This is a genomic window from Chitinophaga solisilvae, from assembly GCF_009928525.1.
GTDB lineage: Bacteria > Bacteroidota > Bacteroidia > Chitinophagales > Chitinophagaceae > Chitinophaga > Chitinophaga solisilvae.
The window spans coordinates 356,290-372,634 of record NZ_JAABOK010000006.1 but is presented as its reverse complement, the minus strand read 5'-3'; the positions used below and the strand labels follow the sequence as shown (position 1 = coordinate 372,634).

The following is a 16,345-nucleotide window of genomic DNA, read 5'->3' as shown; positions in this document are numbered from 1 at the left end:
TATCTTTGGGTGACAATGACTTATGATGCATGGTGGTAAATTCCGCAACAAAAATACCATATTTCACAACACGGCATTTTTATGACAGATATTTAACGTTGCAGGATACGTTTACCGCCTGCCATGAGCCGCAGCAAGCGGATATTACCCAGGAAGGCAGAATGATATTTGGTGGTAGCATGATAGCGTTCCGCATATCCGTGCAGGATGGCATCTGCAGATACGATGCCCGTTAGTTTGCCGTCTTTCATCACAGCCATGATACTCAGCTGATACCTGTTCAGTAACAGGGATATAGCCGCCGCATCGTCACCCTGGTTTACAAAGGGAGCTGATTTTTCCATGACTTCACTGACTTTCAGCGAGGTGTTCTCCCGTAATTTTTCCATATTCAGATAGCCGTTGAAGTTACCTCCATCATCTGTCACGATCAGGTGACGGTGATACCAGGGATAATCTTTCAGCAGGAAATTTACTTCTGACAATGCCAGCCGGGAAGATACCGTCAAAGGCTGCTCCTGCAGGGAGCCGGCGTTAATCAGCTGCATCATGTCCGGGGTATATTCTTCCGGCGCTACTACTCCCCTGCGGCGTATTTTTTCTGTCATGATACTTCCTTTCATTAAAAAGAAGGAGACGAAATAGGCAGCCGTACATGCGCCGATCAGTGGCAGTAATCCGTGCGGCTGTCCGGTGGTTTCCATCGCAAAAACGATGGCTGTCAGCAATGCGCGGGAGGCTCCGGCAAACATAGCCGCCATGCCGATAAGCGCGGCAGTGGCCAGGTTAATGCCGCAATTCGGGAAAAGCTGCAGTACCAGCACGCCGGTCAGCGCCCCCAGCGCCCCGCCGATAGTGAACAGGGGCGCTAAGGTTCCTCCGGAGGTGCCGCTGCCCAGGGATATAACCCAGGAGAGGTATTTCAATAAACACAATGATATGATAAGGTTAAGCGGTACATTGCCCGTCAGCAATGTGGTGATGTTGTCGTACCCCACTCCCATGGTATGTGGCGCAAAATACCCGATAACGCCTACGGCTACAGCACCGAGCGCCGGCCACCACATCCAGTGTACAGGCAGTTTCTCAAACAGGTCTTCCACCAGGTAAACGGATCTGGACACCAGTGCAGCTACCACACCGATAGCTACGCCCATCAGTACGTAGGTTACCAGCGCCATGTCCGATACTGCCGGTATTGCCGGCATCATGAACACCGGCTCTGCCCCAAAGAGCAGCAGGTGCATACCACCACCGGTAATACATGCAATAGCCACAGGGATCACCGCCCGCGGCGAAAACTCAAACAACAGTAACTCTATCGCCAGCAGAATAGCTGCCAGCGGGCTGCCGAAGATGGCCGACATACCGGCGCAGGCGCCTGCCGCCAGCAACACTTTACGTTCCGCAGAAGAAATATGTATTACCTGTCCGGTAAACGATCCCATAGCACCGCCCGTGGCAATGATAGGCCCCTCTGCACCAAAGGGACCACCCGTACCAATCGAAATGGCTGCTGATAAAGGTTTCAGAAAAGTGATAATCGGTGGTATCTTACTTTCATTCAGAATAATATTTTCCATGGCCTCCGGAATACCATGACCCCGTATAGCCTTGCTGCCAAAACGCGCCATCACCCCCACAATCAGGCTGCCCGCTATGGGCACCAGCACCACATACCAGCCCAGATGATTGCCCGCCGGCCCCCTTTCTTCAAAAGAAAATTCTCCGTAGAAAGATAAATTGGTGAATAAACTAATCAGCATCACCAGCCCTTTCGCCACAAAACCCACCAGAACAGCGTTCATAAATGCCTGCACGCTCAGGTAAAAAACTCTTCTCGATACATTTCCGGGCGACTTATCCCGTTTTTTATGATTCATATTATATTATTACTTGTAACAGTTGCTGAAAACAACACAAAAATATGATTCAAATCATATAAAAAACACTTTTTAAGGCAAAAACTTAAAAAAAGTATTACTATTGCAACCATGAAAAAAGCGGGCGACTGTGATTTAAAGACATGTTTTCTATGCCGTTGCAGCATGGCGGAATGGATTCCGGCAGTGGCCGTGAACCGGCAGCACCTGGCTTACAGAAAAGGGGAAACTCTTTTCCGGGAAGGTTCTCCGGCTACAGGTATTTACTTCCTGTATGACGGGAAAGTGAAAGTGCATAAACAATGGGGGGAAGATAAAGATCTCATCGTACGCTTTGCCAGAACAGGTGACATACTGGGGCATCGTGGCCTGGGCGGCAACCAGCGCGTATACCCGGTTTCCGCGACGGCCCTGGAAGACAGCACCGCCTGCTATATCGACATCAGTTTTTTCGAAGCCTCGCTGAAAGTAAACCCTGCCCTCACTTATAAGCTGATGCAGTTTTATGCAGACGAATTGCAGGAAGCAGAAAAGAGAATGCGCAACCTGGTGCACATGGAGGTAAAAAGCAGACTGGCAGAAGCATTGCTGGAAATAAGCCGGGTATATAACAACAAACAATTTACCATCAGCCGGCAGGATCTGGCCTCCTTTGCCGGTACTACCTATGAAACCATCTACAGGATCATACAGGATTTCACACAGCAACAGCTGATTACTACAGAAGGAAAAACCATTACGATCCTCAACGAAAAAAAATTACGGAAAACAGCAGAAGGGTGATCCCTACAGATCCTTCCATTCCGCCAGCGCCTGCAGGATAGGCAGCAGCGCGGCGCCCTTTTCTGTCAGACTATAATCCACCCGCACCGGGATGGCAGGAATGATTTCCTTTGTCACCAGCCGGTCGGCCTCCAGCTCCTTTAGTTGCTTGCCCAGCGCCTGATCCGAGATGCCAGGCATCGCCTGCTTCAGTAAACTGAAACGATTCTGATTTTCAGAAATGTGTATTAATATCAATGGCTTCCATCTGCCTGCAATCATTTCCAAAGCGGCATTAATCCGGCAGGAACTATGCAGGAAGGCCCTGTTCAATGCATTAGAAGTTACTTTCGTCATGTTACCGCTCACTTTTTATTGAGTAGCTCTCTTTTTCCGGAGTTATTGAATGCTCCTTTCCGGCAGATTAGCTTTGCCAAAAATACAACAATCGTCATTATGGATACTATGCAGGCTATTGTACTGGAAGGCTTCGGAGAAGTGGATCAGTTCAGGCAGACAACCCTCCCCCGGCCTGTTCCGAAGGATCATGAGCTGCTGATACAGATCAGGGCGGCGGCCTTTAACCCTATTGATTACCAGATGCGGCAGGGGCGCAGGGAAAGCGCACATATGCACTCGCCTGTACTGGGCAGGGAGCTGGCGGGCACGGTAGTGGAGACAGGCAGGCATACCACCGGTTTCCTCCCCGGCGACGCTGTCATAGCTGCAGCCGGCAGCAAAGGCTCCAATGGCACCTATGCGGAATATATTGCGCTGGACTATCGTATGGTGGCGCATATGCCCGCCGGAATTTCCTTTGAAACCGCAGCAGCCGTACCTACTGCCGGACTTACCGCCTGGCAGGCATTCAGCAGAATGAACGTGCAACCAGGGGAAAGCGTATTCATCACCGGCGGCGCCGGTGGCGTTGGCAGCGTACTGATCAAGCTGCTCCGGGCACACGGCACGTCCTTCATCATGTCTACCGCCGGCAATGAACATAGCGTGGCGGCATTAATAGCAGCCGGGTTATCTCCCCGCGAAATCATCTCCTATAAACAGGAACAGCTGGAAGAAAAAATCATGGCGATCCGCGGCCAGCAGCCGTTCGACTGGGCCGTGGATATTGCAGGCGGCAGTATTTCAGCCACCGCAGCCGCAGTACTGGGCGTTAATAAAGGATATGCAGACATCACCTTCCTGAGCACGCCACGCACCAGGGAACTACTGTTTGATAAAGGCTGCTTTATCCTGAATATTTCCAACTATGCATATGCGGCAGACAACCGGCTGGGATGGTACGGGCAGACATTGCAACACATGACGTCATTGCTGCAGGCAGGCGTCATTACGCCGCCGGCAGTGCATATTACCGGAAAACTCAGCGCAGCTGCCGTCAGACAGGCGCACATGATGATGGAAGCTAATCAGACCAATGGCCGCAAGCTGGTGATGTACATGGATCAATAAAATTTTGCGATCTTCTTTGCATACCGCTGCGTCAGATCCTCCCACTGCGGCCGGGAAGAAACGGTATCATAACGTTCCCTGGCGTAGTGGTACACCTCGTTGGTGAGGAAAGCGCGGAATACGTAGTCTACCTGATCTACGCCTTCATCCATGACGCGTTGCAGCACCTTTATCTTGGCGATGCCTGCCAGGTCGCAATACCGTTGCAGCCACAGGTTGTACCCGGTTTTCACGTATGCCGCCAGCAGGTCTTCATCGATGAAATGTACGGGCACGCTTTCCATTTCTGCGGGGTCGTTCTGGATAACGGTATATACCAGTTCGTAGTCCAGCATATCTTCCGGAAAATCTGCTTTGAGGGAAGCGCCGTTACGGGCAGCCACGCGGCATAGTTCCGGGGTAACCATGGAGGCAGGCACATAGCGTAATCCTTTACCGTCGCGGGTTATAACATACTCTACCAACGAGTCGGTGATGAGCAGTGCCGGAAAAAATTCCAGGGCGCCTACATACTGGTGCAGGGCGGTCATACATAATGCTTCCTTGCGGAAGGTTACCGGCACCCGTTGCAGATCACGCCAGTTGGCAGCCACCTTCTGCTCCCAGTAGGCATAAGGCCTGTCTTGCTGCAGCAGTACGTGTTCACCGGCAACGAGGTCACGGCGCAGCTCTTCAAAATCGGTGGTCAGCCGGTTGTTCAGCATTTCCTGCAGGGCGGCGGGGATGCGCCATTCGCCGGTTTCATCGCGGAACTCTTCTTCACGGTCATTGTAATAAAAGCGGCTGATGTTTTTGGCCGCACCGGGTTGCAGGTGATAGTCTTCCACAATCATTACCGGCGCAATGAATGCGCCGTCGCATTGCATCCACCCATGATTGTAGTGCAGCATGATGACCTCTTCCGCAAGCACATTACCGGTGATACGTGTGGGGCAGCCGCCGATCACGAGGCTCCGGCAGGAAACATCTCCCTGTACGTAGAAGATGGGACCATAATCGCCTTCGTCATTGATAATGTTACCGGTCACTTCCAGGTTGCCGGTGATAATATAACCGGCTACTTCATTCTCGTTGAGGATTCTGTCTACAACATCCGTATCCAGGTTCAGGTTACCGGATATTTTCAGGTCGCCTTCATACAGATAAAATGGCAGGTTTTCATCGATAACATCATTAAATACGTCTTCACTTTCGAAGACTGCGGCAGCGATATGGTACTGTGAAACTGCCTGCTGGTAGGAGATTAACTCAAATGGTTTCTTGTTCATTTCGAGGAAGTAAATTTTTAGTAACACTATAAAGCTATGCATAAAAGAGTAAAATTTGACTTCCATATTTCATTTACCAACGGAGGTCATCTTAACGGAGAAGATTTCAGGCTGGATATCCCCGGAGATGATATCAGCGACCGGGAGCTGGCCGATTACATTGTAGCAGACATGCGGCTGCTGATGGTCGGAGAGGTCAGGATATTTAACAAGGAAATCATCAGCGAAGCACATAAACGTAAAACGGAATGAGGTGATTTTTCTACCTTTGTGCTTCTCATGACAACACAAAAGTTGTGTGTACGATAGTCAATGATCGCAGCCGTTCAGCAGCAAAGCCATATCCGTCAGTACAGGATTGCTATTTCCGTTTTCTTTTTTATCTCCGGACTGGGATATTCCACCTGGGCATCCAGGATTCCCTCTATACAACAGCAACTGCAGCTGAATGAAGCGCAGCTGGGAGCTGTATTGTTTGCGCTGCCTATCGGGCTGATGCTGACCATGCCTGTTACGGGCAGGCTGCTGGGCAGTTTCAGCAGCCGGAAGATCATGCTGCTGGGGGCGATGATATTTAATGTTGTTATCAGTCTGCCAGGATTTACCACCAGCGTATGGCAGCTGGCGCTGGTACTTTTCTGTTTCGGCTCTTCCCGCAACCTGCTGAATCTGTCTATGAATGCGCAGGCGGTGCAGGTACAGCACATGTATGGTAAATCTATCATGACTACCTTCCATGGTATCTGGAGCGTTGCCGGTTTTATTGGAGCGGCTATCGGTTACCTGATGGTGTCCATGAATATTGCGCCCTCCTGGCACCTGCTGGCGGTAAGCGTGCTGCTGCTGGCTTTTACGTGGTATTATTACCCGAAATCCTATGCGGACCAGCCGCTGCCGCAGACCGAAAAGAAGCCTGCCTTTTCATTGCCGGACAAGTCGCTGCTGCGTTTTTCATTTATCTGTTTCGCATGTATGGCCACAGAAAATACCATGTATGACTGGAGCAGTATTTATTTCCATAAAATAGTGGGAGGCACCGGAGCGGCGGCCACTGCGGCTTTTGTGGTTTACATGATTTCCATGACCACCGGAAGGTTTCTTGGCGACAGGCTGGTAGTCAGGCTTGGCATTAAAACCATGCTGCGCAACAGTGGCTGGCTGATACTGATAGGGCTGCTGCTGGCGATCGGGCTGCCTTACCCTGTTACTACCGGTATCGGCTATATGTTTACCGGGCTGGGGGTATCCTGTGTGGTGCCGCTGGTTTTCAGCATGGCCGGTAAATCGAAGCAAACTAACAGCGGGCAAACGCTCGCATCTATTTCCACTATTGGTTACCTCGGATTCCTGATGGTACCGCCGTTGATAGGTTTTGTAGCCCAGGCATCCAGTCTGCGCTGGTCTTTCGGCATCATGGCTGTTTGCGGGCTGGCGATTATACTGATGGTAAACGGACTGAAGGAAGAGCCCTGAAAAAGGGTAAGCCCCGGCTTGCTGCCAGGGCTTTTTCACAGGGGTTTCTAAGATAGCTATGAAGTTCTGAAATATATCTTCTTAATAAATAACCGGATCACTGCACGGCTGTTTTTTATACAGCAATACCGCATTGTTATCTTTCTCCGGTTCCGTGTACCGCTATGCAAAGCAATACTGCCATTGATAACAGGTATACTACCGGCTATATCCGGGTTATATCCAATGGATAATCCCACGTTCTCATTTTTCCGCGTGCTGATTTGTTGCTGACAAGCAACTTCCGGCCGGCACTCCCCTTTTATCTGCCGCCGGGGGTATAACGTTGATGGCTACCCTATCCTTCCTGATTGATTTTCCTGCTATCAGTACAGTATCAGAAAATTGCCGCACTGTATGACCAGGAAATGGTTTTTCAAAAATCCCGGAAGTAGTACAAAACGATACATTGCATCTGCCGCCATGAGTCAAATTCCGCAATATGAGCTAAAAGCTGCTACGACGGCGAATTTAAAGATATGTGATAATGGTTGTTTCTGCCATTTATGCAAGCATCCTTTACAACACCCTTACTAACCCGCCTGCATATACGCAAAGTAAAGCAATATCGAATATAAATAAATTTACGCAAACAATTTACGATTTTGGATTTTTTTGATTTACGTATTTAAAATGCGGCGAAGATATACTGGAAAACTCATAGCGCCTCTCTTTCTTATTCGCTGCATTTTAAATACGTAAATCAAAAAATTCCAAAATCGTAAATAGTTATTCTTTGTTCATCCTCACCACTACCGGCACAAACTTTCCCTGAATAGCTACCAGGTCCTGCTGTGCAGCGATCACCCTTTCGATATCCTTGTAGGCGAGCGGGTTTTCTTCCACGCTGCCACCGATGAGGGTTACGCCTGCATCGGCGATAAGTTTTTTAAGCGCCGACATGGTCATTTTCTGTTTGGCGCGGCTGCGGCTCATCATTCTGCCGGCGCCGTGCGACGCAGAGAAAAGGGATGATGCAACGCCTTTTCCCTGTACAAGGTAAGCAGGCGCTGTCATGCTGCCAGGGATGATGCCCATCTCGCCGGCATGCGCCGGGGTGGCTCCTTTCCGGTGAATGATAACCTGACGGCCATCTGCCAGCGTATCTTCCCAGGCGAAGTTGTGATGGTTCGCGATGGTGGCAAGCGATTGCAATCCCAGCGCTTTCTTCAGGTTGAGATGAATCCTGTCATGGCAGGCCTGAGCGTAATCGCCGGCGAGGTTCATGGCCATCCAGTATTCCTGTCCGGCTGCCGTGTTCATATCCAGCCAGGCCAGCTGCTGAGCAGGCTTTGGCAGTTTGCAGGTATCCATCGCTATTTTCGTATAGTGCTGCGCGATAGTAGCTCCGAGGCCGCGGCTGCCGGAGTGCGACAACAGCGCGAGGTATTCCTTCGCGGGCAGTTGCAGGGCATTATCTTCTTTCAGGGTAATCAGTCCGAACTCTACAAAGTGATTGCCGCTGCCGGAAGATCCCAGCTGCCGTGCAGCCTTACCTTGCAGCTTACGCAGCAGGTCGGTAGACTGAAACACGCGGCTGTCCAGCACTTCATGCTCCTGATGGAATTCCAGTCCGCCTTCCATACCGAAGTGGGTGAACTCCTTCAGCGCTACTTTTACCTGGTGGCCGTAACGCTTCAGGAAGGAAGCGCCTTCATCGAAGATGCTGAGGGCCATACGGCAGCCGATATCTACGCCGACGGCAAAAGGCAGCACGGCGTTATCGGCAGCCAGCACACCGCCCACCGGCAACCCGTAACCCATGTGAGCGTCCGGCATCAGGGCGCCCTGAACGGTAACCGGCAGCGACATGGCTACTTCCATCTGCTGCCTGGCAGCATATTCAATTTCTCTGGCGCCATAAATCTTCAGCTGCCCGGTTGCTTCCAGCAGCTGAAAAGAACGGAAATCACAGGTGATCTCCCGGTCCATAAATGTAGCTGCCACCGGACCCAGCACCGGGTCATCCGCATAATCCTGCGGCCTGTCTTTTACAGCTGTTAACAGCGCTGTCAGCGCCGCTTTATCATGATGCTTGAAATGGCGCGATATAATATTGATGACCAGGCTGCGCGCCCGGTCGTTGGTATAACCTATTTTACTGAGGTCCTTGGTTTTTAAATTGCCCATATAGTGTGAATGGAATTTTATTATTTGAGATTGGGTTATTTGTTGCCATGCAGGGGTAACCTGGCATGAGATACCCTATCTGACATCTCAGATAACAAAATGATAAAATAACAGATGGCCCATCTGAAGTACATCTCAGAGGATTACATCTCAAATAATAAAATGATAAAATAATAAAATGACAAAGGGTATGCGGACATTAATAATAATGTCAGCTCAATCCGGGTTATTACATAAAAGGAATAACGGCGTTGCCTTAGCAGGCACGGAGAGCAAGAGGTGATATGTAGAAACGTGCAGTCATGACTTCTTTACTTTTAAAATGAAACAATCATTTTTCCGGTAATTCATTCTAAGTGATTTCTGCAACTGCTGCCTCTGTAAAATGCTGACGAAGACCCATAGCAGCTGAAAATCTCAAATGAAAATTTTCAGATAAATAAATATCTGCGGGCGCAAAGATATGGAAAGATTTTAACTTTTCAGGCAGGAAATTTAACATTTGAAATAGAAACTCCGGAGGCTTTATAACGGCGGATGCAGTAAATTTGTATGTACTTTCCCCCGCAGATGTTAAACCGCCGGAAGCCTTATCCGGGCGGGGTATTACAACATAGTAAAACCTTGCAGTCATGGACAGACAACTCATCCTCAACGCGTATAAACTTCACTGGCTGGAAAACGGGAAAGCGCCCGTTTCAGTGTATGCGCTGTGCAAACAGCTGGAAATCACAGAGGCATCCTTTTATGAGTACTACAGCTCCCTGGAAGCCATTGAAAAAGATGTATGGCTGGCAATTTTCCGGGAAACGCTGGACCAGCTCAGCAACGATGAAATTTATCAGCAGTACGGCGCACAGGAAAAGTTGCTGGCATTTTATTTCCTCTGGGTACAGAAACTGAAGGAAGACCGGAGCTACCTGCTGCTGCAGAAAGAGCAGTTCCGCCTGCCGGACCTGTACCGCAGCAAGCTGGAAACGTTCAAGCACGCCTTTTATGATTATGTAACGGCGCTGATAAAAGAAGGATATTCTTCCAGCGAAATAAAAGAGAGAAAATATATTTCCGATCAATACGTCCATGGTTTCTGGGTACAGGCATTATTTGTACTCAAATACTGGCTGAATGACACCAGCGTTAATTTCGAAATGACGGATGCCGCCATCGAAAAGGCCGTTAATCTCAGCTTCCAGCTGATACGGTCCAATACGCTGGATAGTCTGCTGGACTTCGGCAAATTTATTTTTACGCGGAAACAGGCATTATGAAAGAACAATCCAACATCCCGACCACCAAAGTGGAAAGGGCAGGAAAATTTGTTACCACCGGGCTGAAAGTAGGCAGCAATTATATTAAGCATTACACCCGCAAACTGATGGACCCCTCCGTTACCAAAGAGGCGTTGCATCAGGATAATGCGGAAGATATCTACAATACCCTCAGCAACCTGAAAGGCAGCGCCCTCAAGGTGGCGCAGATGCTCAGTATGGACAAGGGCATGCTGCCAAAGGCATACAGCGAAAAATTCGCTATGTCGCAATACAGCGCCCCACCGCTATCAGGCCCGCTGGTGGTGAATACCTTTATGAAAACGCTGGGCAAATCGCCCTCACAGCTGTACGACAAGTTCGATATGCACGCCTCCAATGCTGCTTCCATAGGCCAGGTACATAAAGCCTGGAAAAATGACAAGCCCCTGGCGGTGAAAATACAATACCCCGGCGTAGCTAACAGCGTTAAGTCAGACCTCCGGCTGGTAAAGCCTTTCGCCATCAGAATAGTAGGTATGAACGAGGTGGATATGGATAAATATTTTGATGAGATAGAAAGCAAGCTGCTGGAAGAAACGGATTACAAGCTGGAACTGAGCCGGTCTATGGCCCTTTCCCGTGAATGCGCCCACATTCCGCACCTCCGATTTCCGGGATATTATCCGGAGCTGTCATCAGAACGTATTATCACCATGGACTGGCTGGATGGCCTGCACCTGAAAGAGTTCCTGCAAACCAATCCCAGCCAGGAAGCCAGGGATAAAATCGGACAGGCGCTGTGGGATTTCTACCAGTTCCAGGTACATAAACTCAGGCAGGTACATGCCGATCCGCACCCCGGTAACTTCCTGATGCGGGCGGACGGCACCGTCGGTATTTTTGATTTTGGCTGCGTGAAGGAAATTCCGGAAGACTTTTATGTCAACTATTTCCTGCTGGTAGACAAGGAAGTGCTGAAAGACGATAAGCGCCGCTACGAAATTTATACTAACCTGGAAATGATTCATCCGACAGATACGCCGAAGGAAATCGAATTCTTCTCCGGCCTTTTCCAGCATATGATTGACCTGCTCACCCTGCCGTTCACACTTGAGAACTTTGACTTCGGGAATGAAGCGTATTTCAATGAAATCTACGCCTACATGGATGAGTTGTACAATATGAAAGAAATCCGGGAATCCAAGGTAGCAAGAGGTTCCAGGCATAGCCTGTACATCAACAGGACCTATTTCGGCCTGTATTCCATTTTGAGTGACCTGAAAGCCAATGTCATCACCAGCCAGACGAGGATACAGCAGATGATCAGCGGCCAGCCTGCAGTAAACTAAGCCTTTCATCGAATAAATCCCGCAGTTGGTCGCAACTTTACCAACGGGGCAGCCGCAATGCTGTAAATTGCGGCATGACAATGTTATGGTACAACCGGAAGGGGATGGTGATGGTATGGCACGTGCTGTTCTGGGCTATATTCTTTTCGTTGCCGTTTCTGCTGCAACCAACCTACAGTAAGGAAGCGCATAGTAAAATGACTGCGGAGCAGCCACAATGGATGTGGTATATGCTGCTGTTTTACCTGACCATGGCCGGCTTTTTTTACCTGAATGCCTTCTATCTCATTCCCAGGCTGTTACATAAAAAAAGGTACGCAGAATATATTACTGCGGTGATACTGATTTTCTGTTACTTCCTGGGATTGCGGTACGGATTTGAGAAACTTTTTCTGAAAGAACCTGTCAGGGATGTCAAACCCCTGATTTTGTTCCTGTTTTTTATATTTTTCCTGGTATTATCTGCCAGTACCGCCTTCCGGATGATACGCGACCGGTTAGAGCTGGAGCGCCGGGTGACGGCAAAGGAGAATGAAAACCTGAAAACCGAGCTGTCCCTGCTACGGTCGCAGGTAAGTCCGCATTTCATGTTCAACGTGCTGAATAACATGGTATCGCTGGCCCGGAAAAAGTCGGACCTGCTGGAGCCATCCCTGATAAAGCTCTCTTCCCTGATGCGGTATATGCTCTATGAAGCAGATGAAGAAAAGATGCCCCTGCAGCGGGAGGTAGAGTACCTGCAGAGTTACATAGACCTGCAGCGGCAGCGGTTTCAGCGCAATGTAACCATACAGGTGGAGATGAATGTACCGGAGAGCACGTACGAAATTGAACCAATGCTGCTGATCCCGTTTGTGGAGAATGCCTTCAAACATGGTACCGGCCTGATTCCGGACGCTCAGATTTACATCAGCCTGTTTACCACCACGGATCAGCTTTTCTTTGCCGTCAAGAACCGGTATAGTGATACTACTCCGGACGTAAAGGATAAAACCAGCGGAATAGGGCTGGCCAACGTAAAAAGACGCTTAAATTTATTATATGGAGAGAATTATGTTTTACAGATAAATAAAAAAGATGATTGGTTTTATGTAACATTGCAGTTGAGTCTACATTAAGGAAGTAATTAATCTGTATAATCCATTTCCCTTAACCTTTAAACTAAAGCGCATCAAAATCTGAAACCAAAATTCTGAATTTACAACAACATGTCTCATGCGATGTATAGCCATTGACGATGAACCTTTAGCGCTGGATCTGCTGGAAGATAATATCAGTAAAGTACCCTATCTGCAGCTGGCAGGCAAATGCAGTAACGCCTTTGAAGCCATGGAAATTTTACGGCAGGAACAGGTGGACCTGATTTTTCTTGATATCCAGATGCCTGGCTTAACAGGTTTACAGTTCTTACAATCCCTGGCCAGCAAGCCGCTGGTGATCCTCATTACAGCATATGAAAAATATGCGCTGGAGGGTTTTAACCTGGATGTAACAGACTACCTGGTAAAACCGGTGTCGCTGGAGCGTTTCATCAAAGCGTGCAATAAAGCGCAGGAGTTGCATCAACTGAAAACTGCCGGTAAAAATGGTAAAGATCAGGCTGATTTCTTTTTTGTGAATGTGGATTACAGCCTGGTAAAAATTGTTTTTACCGATATTATCTGGATAGAAGGATTGAAAGACTATGTAAAAATACACCTGAAAAACATGCCAAGGCCTACGGTAACACGGATGAGTATCAAAGGGCTGGAGGAACAGCTTCCCTCTTCCCGTTTTATCCGCATACATAAATCGTATATCGTTTCCGTAGCAGCCATTACTGCGATTCGAAAAACCAGTGTATTTCTGCAGGATCTTGAACTGCCTGTCGGAGAAACCTACCGGGATGCCGTATATGCCATCGCGGGTAAAAATCAGTTGTGACAACATCTAAAAGCCATGTCAGCCGGCTATCTGCCTGCATTTCCGGGAATGCCAACGTGCCATCGTTCAGACAACCCGTTTGTAGATATATTTCGCCCGCTTATCTCATTTACAAAAAAAAACGATTTCGCACCTTCTAACTTTGTATCATTGAATACCACTAACATGCGACAAATCTACCTTGTGATTATGCTCTCCCTGCTGACGTGGCAGGTGAACGCCCAGGCTCCGAGAGGAGGTAATGCCATGGGCAATATCGGGCATGTGTACGGAAAAGTTCTTGACCCTGAAAACAAACCGGTTAACTATGCCTCTGTTATTATCTTACAGGGCCGTATGGACACAGCAACAAAGAAAATGAAAGATGTACTCCTGAAAGGCGTACTCACCAAAACCAACGGAGAATTCAGCCTCGACGAACTGCCGCTGAGAGGACCACTGAAACTGCAGATATCCGGCACCGGATATAAAACCCGTGTACTCCCCGTTACGTTCCCTCCGGTCGATAAAGACCTGGGCAACATCAAACTGGAAGTCAGCATCAACCAGCTCCAGGGCGTTACCGTAGCAGGTACCAAGCCGCTGATGCAGATGGACATCGACAAGAAAGTATTTAACGTGGAGAAAAATCTTACCAGTGCCGGCGGTACTGCAGTAGATGTTATGAAAAACGTTCCTTCCGTAAACGTGGATATAGACGGTAACGTTACCCTCCGAAACAGCGCTCCGCAGCTGTTTATAGACGGAAGGCCCACTACCCTTACCCTGGAACAGATACCCGCCGACGCCATCGAAAGCGTGGAAGTGATCACCAACCCTTCTGCCAAATACGACGCCTCCGGTGGTAATGCAGGTATCCTCAACATCGTGCTGAAGAAAAACCGTAAAACCGGCTACAATGGTAACCTCCGCGCCGGAGTAGACAAACGCGGCGCCCTCAACGGCGGCGGCGATTTCAACGTACGCCAGGGTAAAGTAAACATCTCTGCCAGCGTAATGGGTAACCAGGTTAAAAGCCGCACCACCGGTACAACAGAGCGTACCAACTTTACCACTCCTGCCAATCACGTTTTCCAGGACAACTATAACAAAAGCGATGGCGGGTTCGTCTTCGGTAAACTGGGGCTGGACTACTTTGTTACCAACCGTACCACCATCTCCATTGCCGGTATCAAGGTACACGGCGGATTCAAACCGTCCGAATCCATCGACATACACAGCGATACCCTGCGCCCGGCAGATGGCTTTGACTACGGCTTCAGTCACCGTAACTCCAAGACCGATATGAAATTCAATGCCAACGGCCTGGTACTGGGACTGAAACGCCTGTTCCCCAAAGAAGGAGAAGAGTTTACTGTAGACGCCAACTACTTTGGCGGTAAGAGCGATAACAACGCTGACTATACCACCGATTACTACAGGCTGGACAAAATATACCGTACCGACCGGCAACAGATCCGCGGTAATGGTAAAATCACCTTCTTCACCGCACAGACGGACTACGTAAACCCGCTTACGCCGAAATTAAAGCTGGAAACAGGTTTGCGCGTGTCTATCCGCCATACGGAAAGTAACTTCGATAACTACTTCCAGAATGGAGCAGGTGAATACGTGCTGATACCAGCCGCTTCCAGCAATTTTAAAAACAATGATAAGGTATATGCTGCCTATGTAAGCATCGGTCACACCCTCGGTAACTTCGGTTACAAAGTGGGGCTGCGTGCAGAAAGTTCCGAATACGACGGTGAGCTGATCAATGTAAAACAATACTTCAAAAACAGTTATCCTGTCAGCCTGTTTCCTTCCCTCTTCCTGAGCCAGAAGCTGAAACACCAGCAGGAACTGCAGCTGAGCTATACCCGCAGGATCAACCGTCCGAACTTCTTCCAGCTCATTCCGTTCACCGATTCCACCGACAAGCTGAACATCACCAAAGGTAACCCTGCGCTGGTGCCGGAGTTCACACAATCCGTGGAAATGTCTTACCTGAAAACATTCAAAGGTAACCACACCTTCCTCGGATCTGTTTACTATAAACACACCAACAACCTGATTACCCGTTACCTGACCAAAGACATGGATCCGAACGGCAATGAAATACTGGTTAACACCTTTATCAACGCCAATTCCAGCTATGCAATGGGAGCAGAGTTAACAACCATGATTAACGTCAGGAAGTGGTGGTCGCTCACCGGTAACGTGAACATCTACAACTCGAAAATCAATACAGATAATGTAGACGGTGCGTCGCAGGACGCCATGGTGAGCTGGTTCGGTAAAATAAACAATACGTTCAAGCTGCCGGCCAACTTTGAAGTACAGCTCTCCGGTACCTATCAGTCCAAATCCAACCTGCCTGTCAATGAAAACAAAGGCCGCCAGGACGGACCACCAATGACACAGTCCCAGAGCGCCTCACAGGGTTATATCGCCTCCTATTACGGCGTCGATGCCGCCATCAAGAAAAGTTTCCTGAAGAACAATGCCGCCTCTGTGACATTGAGCTTCACCGATATTTTCAGAACACGCAGCATGAACCAATACGCTGAAAGCCCCTACTTCATTCAATACTACAACCGTCTCAAAGATCCGCAGATGATCCGCCTGAACTTCGCCTACCGCTTCGGTAAAGTCGATGTGGGCCTGTTCAAACGCAAAAACATGGGTGCGGGAATGCAGAGTATGCAGGAGGTCGTTCAATAATTTTATTATTTGGTTATTTGAGATTTTGTATCTGATCCTGGTTTTCTTTTGTACCTGTAAGTACACCGGCAACCAGGATCAGATACAAAATCTCA

The 16,345-nt window shown here is 48.9% G+C and carries 14 protein-coding genes; 9 read left to right on the top strand and 5 right to left on the bottom strand.

Annotation, left to right across the window (positions count from 1 at the left end; translation table 11 throughout):
* Positions 1-92 precede the first annotated feature (92 nt).
* Positions 93-1,883, bottom strand: coding sequence for a chloride channel protein (locus GWG06_RS14875; RefSeq protein WP_127035765.1), 1,791 nt, complete (start codon positions 1,881-1,883; stop codon positions 93-95).
* Between the two features lie 165 nt (positions 1,884-2,048).
* Here GWG06_RS14875 and GWG06_RS14870 point away from each other — a divergent pair, with 165 nt between their 5' ends.
* Positions 2,049-2,666: a Crp/Fnr family transcriptional regulator gene (locus tag GWG06_RS14870; RefSeq protein WP_235938357.1), complete on the top strand. Its 618-nt coding sequence runs from the start codon at positions 2,049-2,051 to the stop codon at positions 2,664-2,666.
* Positions 2,667-2,669: 3 nt separating this feature from the next.
* On the opposite strand, the gene GWG06_RS14865 is transcribed toward GWG06_RS14870, so the two are convergent.
* Complete coding sequence (locus tag GWG06_RS14865) at positions 2,670-3,002, bottom strand: winged helix-turn-helix transcriptional regulator (protein WP_127035761.1); 333 nt, start codon at positions 3,000-3,002, stop codon at positions 2,670-2,672.
* Between the two features lie 99 nt (positions 3,003-3,101).
* Here GWG06_RS14865 and GWG06_RS14860 point away from each other — a divergent pair, with 99 nt between their 5' ends.
* Positions 3,102-4,115 carry a quinone oxidoreductase family protein gene (locus GWG06_RS14860; RefSeq protein ID WP_160714105.1) on the top strand — a complete coding sequence of 338 codons (1,014 nt, stop codon included), beginning with the start codon at positions 3,102-3,104 and terminating at the stop codon, positions 4,113-4,115.
* Here the strand turns inward: GWG06_RS14860 and GWG06_RS14855 are convergent.
* Positions 4,109-5,383 (bottom strand): polymer-forming cytoskeletal protein, encoded by a 1,275-nt coding sequence (locus GWG06_RS14855; protein ID WP_160714103.1) that lies wholly within the window; start codon positions 5,381-5,383, stop codon positions 4,109-4,111. The two genes, GWG06_RS14860 and GWG06_RS14855, sit on opposite strands and share 7 nt — an antisense overlap.
* Positions 5,384-5,419: 36 nt before the next feature.
* On the opposite strand from GWG06_RS14855, the gene GWG06_RS14850 reads away from it, so the two are divergent.
* Together GWG06_RS14850 and GWG06_RS14845 are read left to right on the top strand one after the other, a co-directional pair.
* Positions 5,420-5,635, top strand: coding sequence for a cyclase (locus GWG06_RS14850; protein WP_160714101.1), 216 nt, complete (start codon positions 5,420-5,422; stop codon positions 5,633-5,635).
* 60 nt (positions 5,636-5,695) lie between these two features.
* Positions 5,696-6,856 (top strand): MFS transporter, encoded by a 1,161-nt coding sequence (locus tag GWG06_RS14845; RefSeq protein ID WP_127035752.1) that lies wholly within the window; start codon positions 5,696-5,698, stop codon positions 6,854-6,856.
* 768 nt (positions 6,857-7,624) lie between these two features.
* On the opposite strand, the gene GWG06_RS14840 is transcribed toward GWG06_RS14845, so the two are convergent.
* Together GWG06_RS14840 and GWG06_RS14835 are read right to left on the bottom strand one after the other, a co-directional pair.
* Positions 7,625-9,025 carry an RtcB family protein gene (locus tag GWG06_RS14840; protein WP_160714099.1) on the bottom strand — a complete coding sequence of 467 codons (1,401 nt, stop codon included), beginning with the start codon at positions 9,023-9,025 and terminating at the stop codon, positions 7,625-7,627.
* Between the two features lie 352 nt (positions 9,026-9,377).
* Positions 9,378-9,659 carry a hypothetical protein gene (locus GWG06_RS14835; RefSeq protein ID WP_160714097.1) on the bottom strand — a complete coding sequence of 94 codons (282 nt, stop codon included), beginning with the start codon at positions 9,657-9,659 and terminating at the stop codon, positions 9,378-9,380.
* Between GWG06_RS14835 and GWG06_RS14830 the strand changes: the two genes are divergently transcribed.
* The 5 genes from GWG06_RS14830 to GWG06_RS14810 all read left to right on the top strand — a co-directional run bounded on the left by GWG06_RS14830 (position 9,658) and on the right by GWG06_RS14810 (position 16,250).
* Entirely contained in the window at positions 9,658-10,293 is a 636-nt protein-coding gene (locus tag GWG06_RS14830; RefSeq protein WP_127035748.1) for a TetR/AcrR family transcriptional regulator, read from the top strand. The genes GWG06_RS14835 and GWG06_RS14830 overlap by 2 nt on opposite strands.
* The gene (locus GWG06_RS14825; protein WP_127035746.1) at positions 10,290-11,624 is read left to right on the top strand and encodes an ABC1 kinase family protein; all 1,335 of its coding nucleotides are present in this window, start codon (positions 10,290-10,292) and stop codon (positions 11,622-11,624) included. Before GWG06_RS14830 ends, GWG06_RS14825 begins: the two co-directional genes overlap by 4 nt.
* Before the next feature lie 74 nt (positions 11,625-11,698).
* Positions 11,699-12,742, top strand: coding sequence for a sensor histidine kinase (locus GWG06_RS14820; RefSeq protein ID WP_160714095.1), 1,044 nt, complete (start codon positions 11,699-11,701; stop codon positions 12,740-12,742).
* 97 nt (positions 12,743-12,839) lie between these two features.
* The gene (locus GWG06_RS14815; protein WP_127035742.1) at positions 12,840-13,547 is read left to right on the top strand and encodes a LytR/AlgR family response regulator transcription factor; all 708 of its coding nucleotides are present in this window, start codon (positions 12,840-12,842) and stop codon (positions 13,545-13,547) included.
* 165 nt (positions 13,548-13,712) lie between these two features.
* Entirely contained in the window at positions 13,713-16,250 is a 2,538-nt protein-coding gene (locus GWG06_RS14810; RefSeq protein ID WP_127035740.1) for a TonB-dependent receptor, read from the top strand.
* Positions 16,251-16,345 lie beyond the last annotated feature (95 nt).

Excerpts from the sequence above, each read along its gene's own strand:
- GWG06_RS14855 (WP_160714103.1), bottom strand. The coding sequence starts at position 5,383 with ATGAACAAGAAACCATTTGAGTTAATCTCCTACCAGCAGGCAGTTTCA.
- GWG06_RS14810 (WP_127035740.1), top strand. The coding sequence starts at position 13,713 with ATGCGACAAATCTACCTTGTGATTATGCTCTCCCTGCTGACGTGGCAG.
- GWG06_RS14850 (WP_160714101.1), top strand. The coding sequence starts at position 5,420 with ATGCATAAAAGAGTAAAATTTGACTTCCATATTTCATTTACCAACGGA.
- GWG06_RS14875 (WP_127035765.1), bottom strand. The coding sequence starts at position 1,883 with ATGAATCATAAAAAACGGGATAAGTCGCCCGGAAATGTATCGAGAAGA.
- GWG06_RS14840 (WP_160714099.1), bottom strand. The coding sequence starts at position 9,025 with ATGGGCAATTTAAAAACCAAGGACCTCAGTAAAATAGGTTATACCAAC.
- GWG06_RS14845 (WP_127035752.1), top strand. The coding sequence starts at position 5,696 with ATGATCGCAGCCGTTCAGCAGCAAAGCCATATCCGTCAGTACAGGATT.
- GWG06_RS14825 (WP_127035746.1), top strand. The coding sequence starts at position 10,290 with ATGAAAGAACAATCCAACATCCCGACCACCAAAGTGGAAAGGGCAGGA.
- GWG06_RS14830 (WP_127035748.1), top strand. The coding sequence starts at position 9,658 with ATGGACAGACAACTCATCCTCAACGCGTATAAACTTCACTGGCTGGAA.
- GWG06_RS14870 (WP_235938357.1), top strand. The coding sequence starts at position 2,049 with ATGGCGGAATGGATTCCGGCAGTGGCCGTGAACCGGCAGCACCTGGCT.
- GWG06_RS14865 (WP_127035761.1), bottom strand. The coding sequence starts at position 3,002 with ATGACGAAAGTAACTTCTAATGCATTGAACAGGGCCTTCCTGCATAGT.
- GWG06_RS14860 (WP_160714105.1), top strand. The coding sequence starts at position 3,102 with ATGGATACTATGCAGGCTATTGTACTGGAAGGCTTCGGAGAAGTGGAT.
- GWG06_RS14820 (WP_160714095.1), top strand. The coding sequence starts at position 11,699 with ATGACAATGTTATGGTACAACCGGAAGGGGATGGTGATGGTATGGCAC.
- GWG06_RS14835 (WP_160714097.1), bottom strand. The coding sequence starts at position 9,659 with ATGACTGCAAGGTTTTACTATGTTGTAATACCCCGCCCGGATAAGGCT.
- GWG06_RS14815 (WP_127035742.1), top strand. The coding sequence starts at position 12,840 with ATGCGATGTATAGCCATTGACGATGAACCTTTAGCGCTGGATCTGCTG.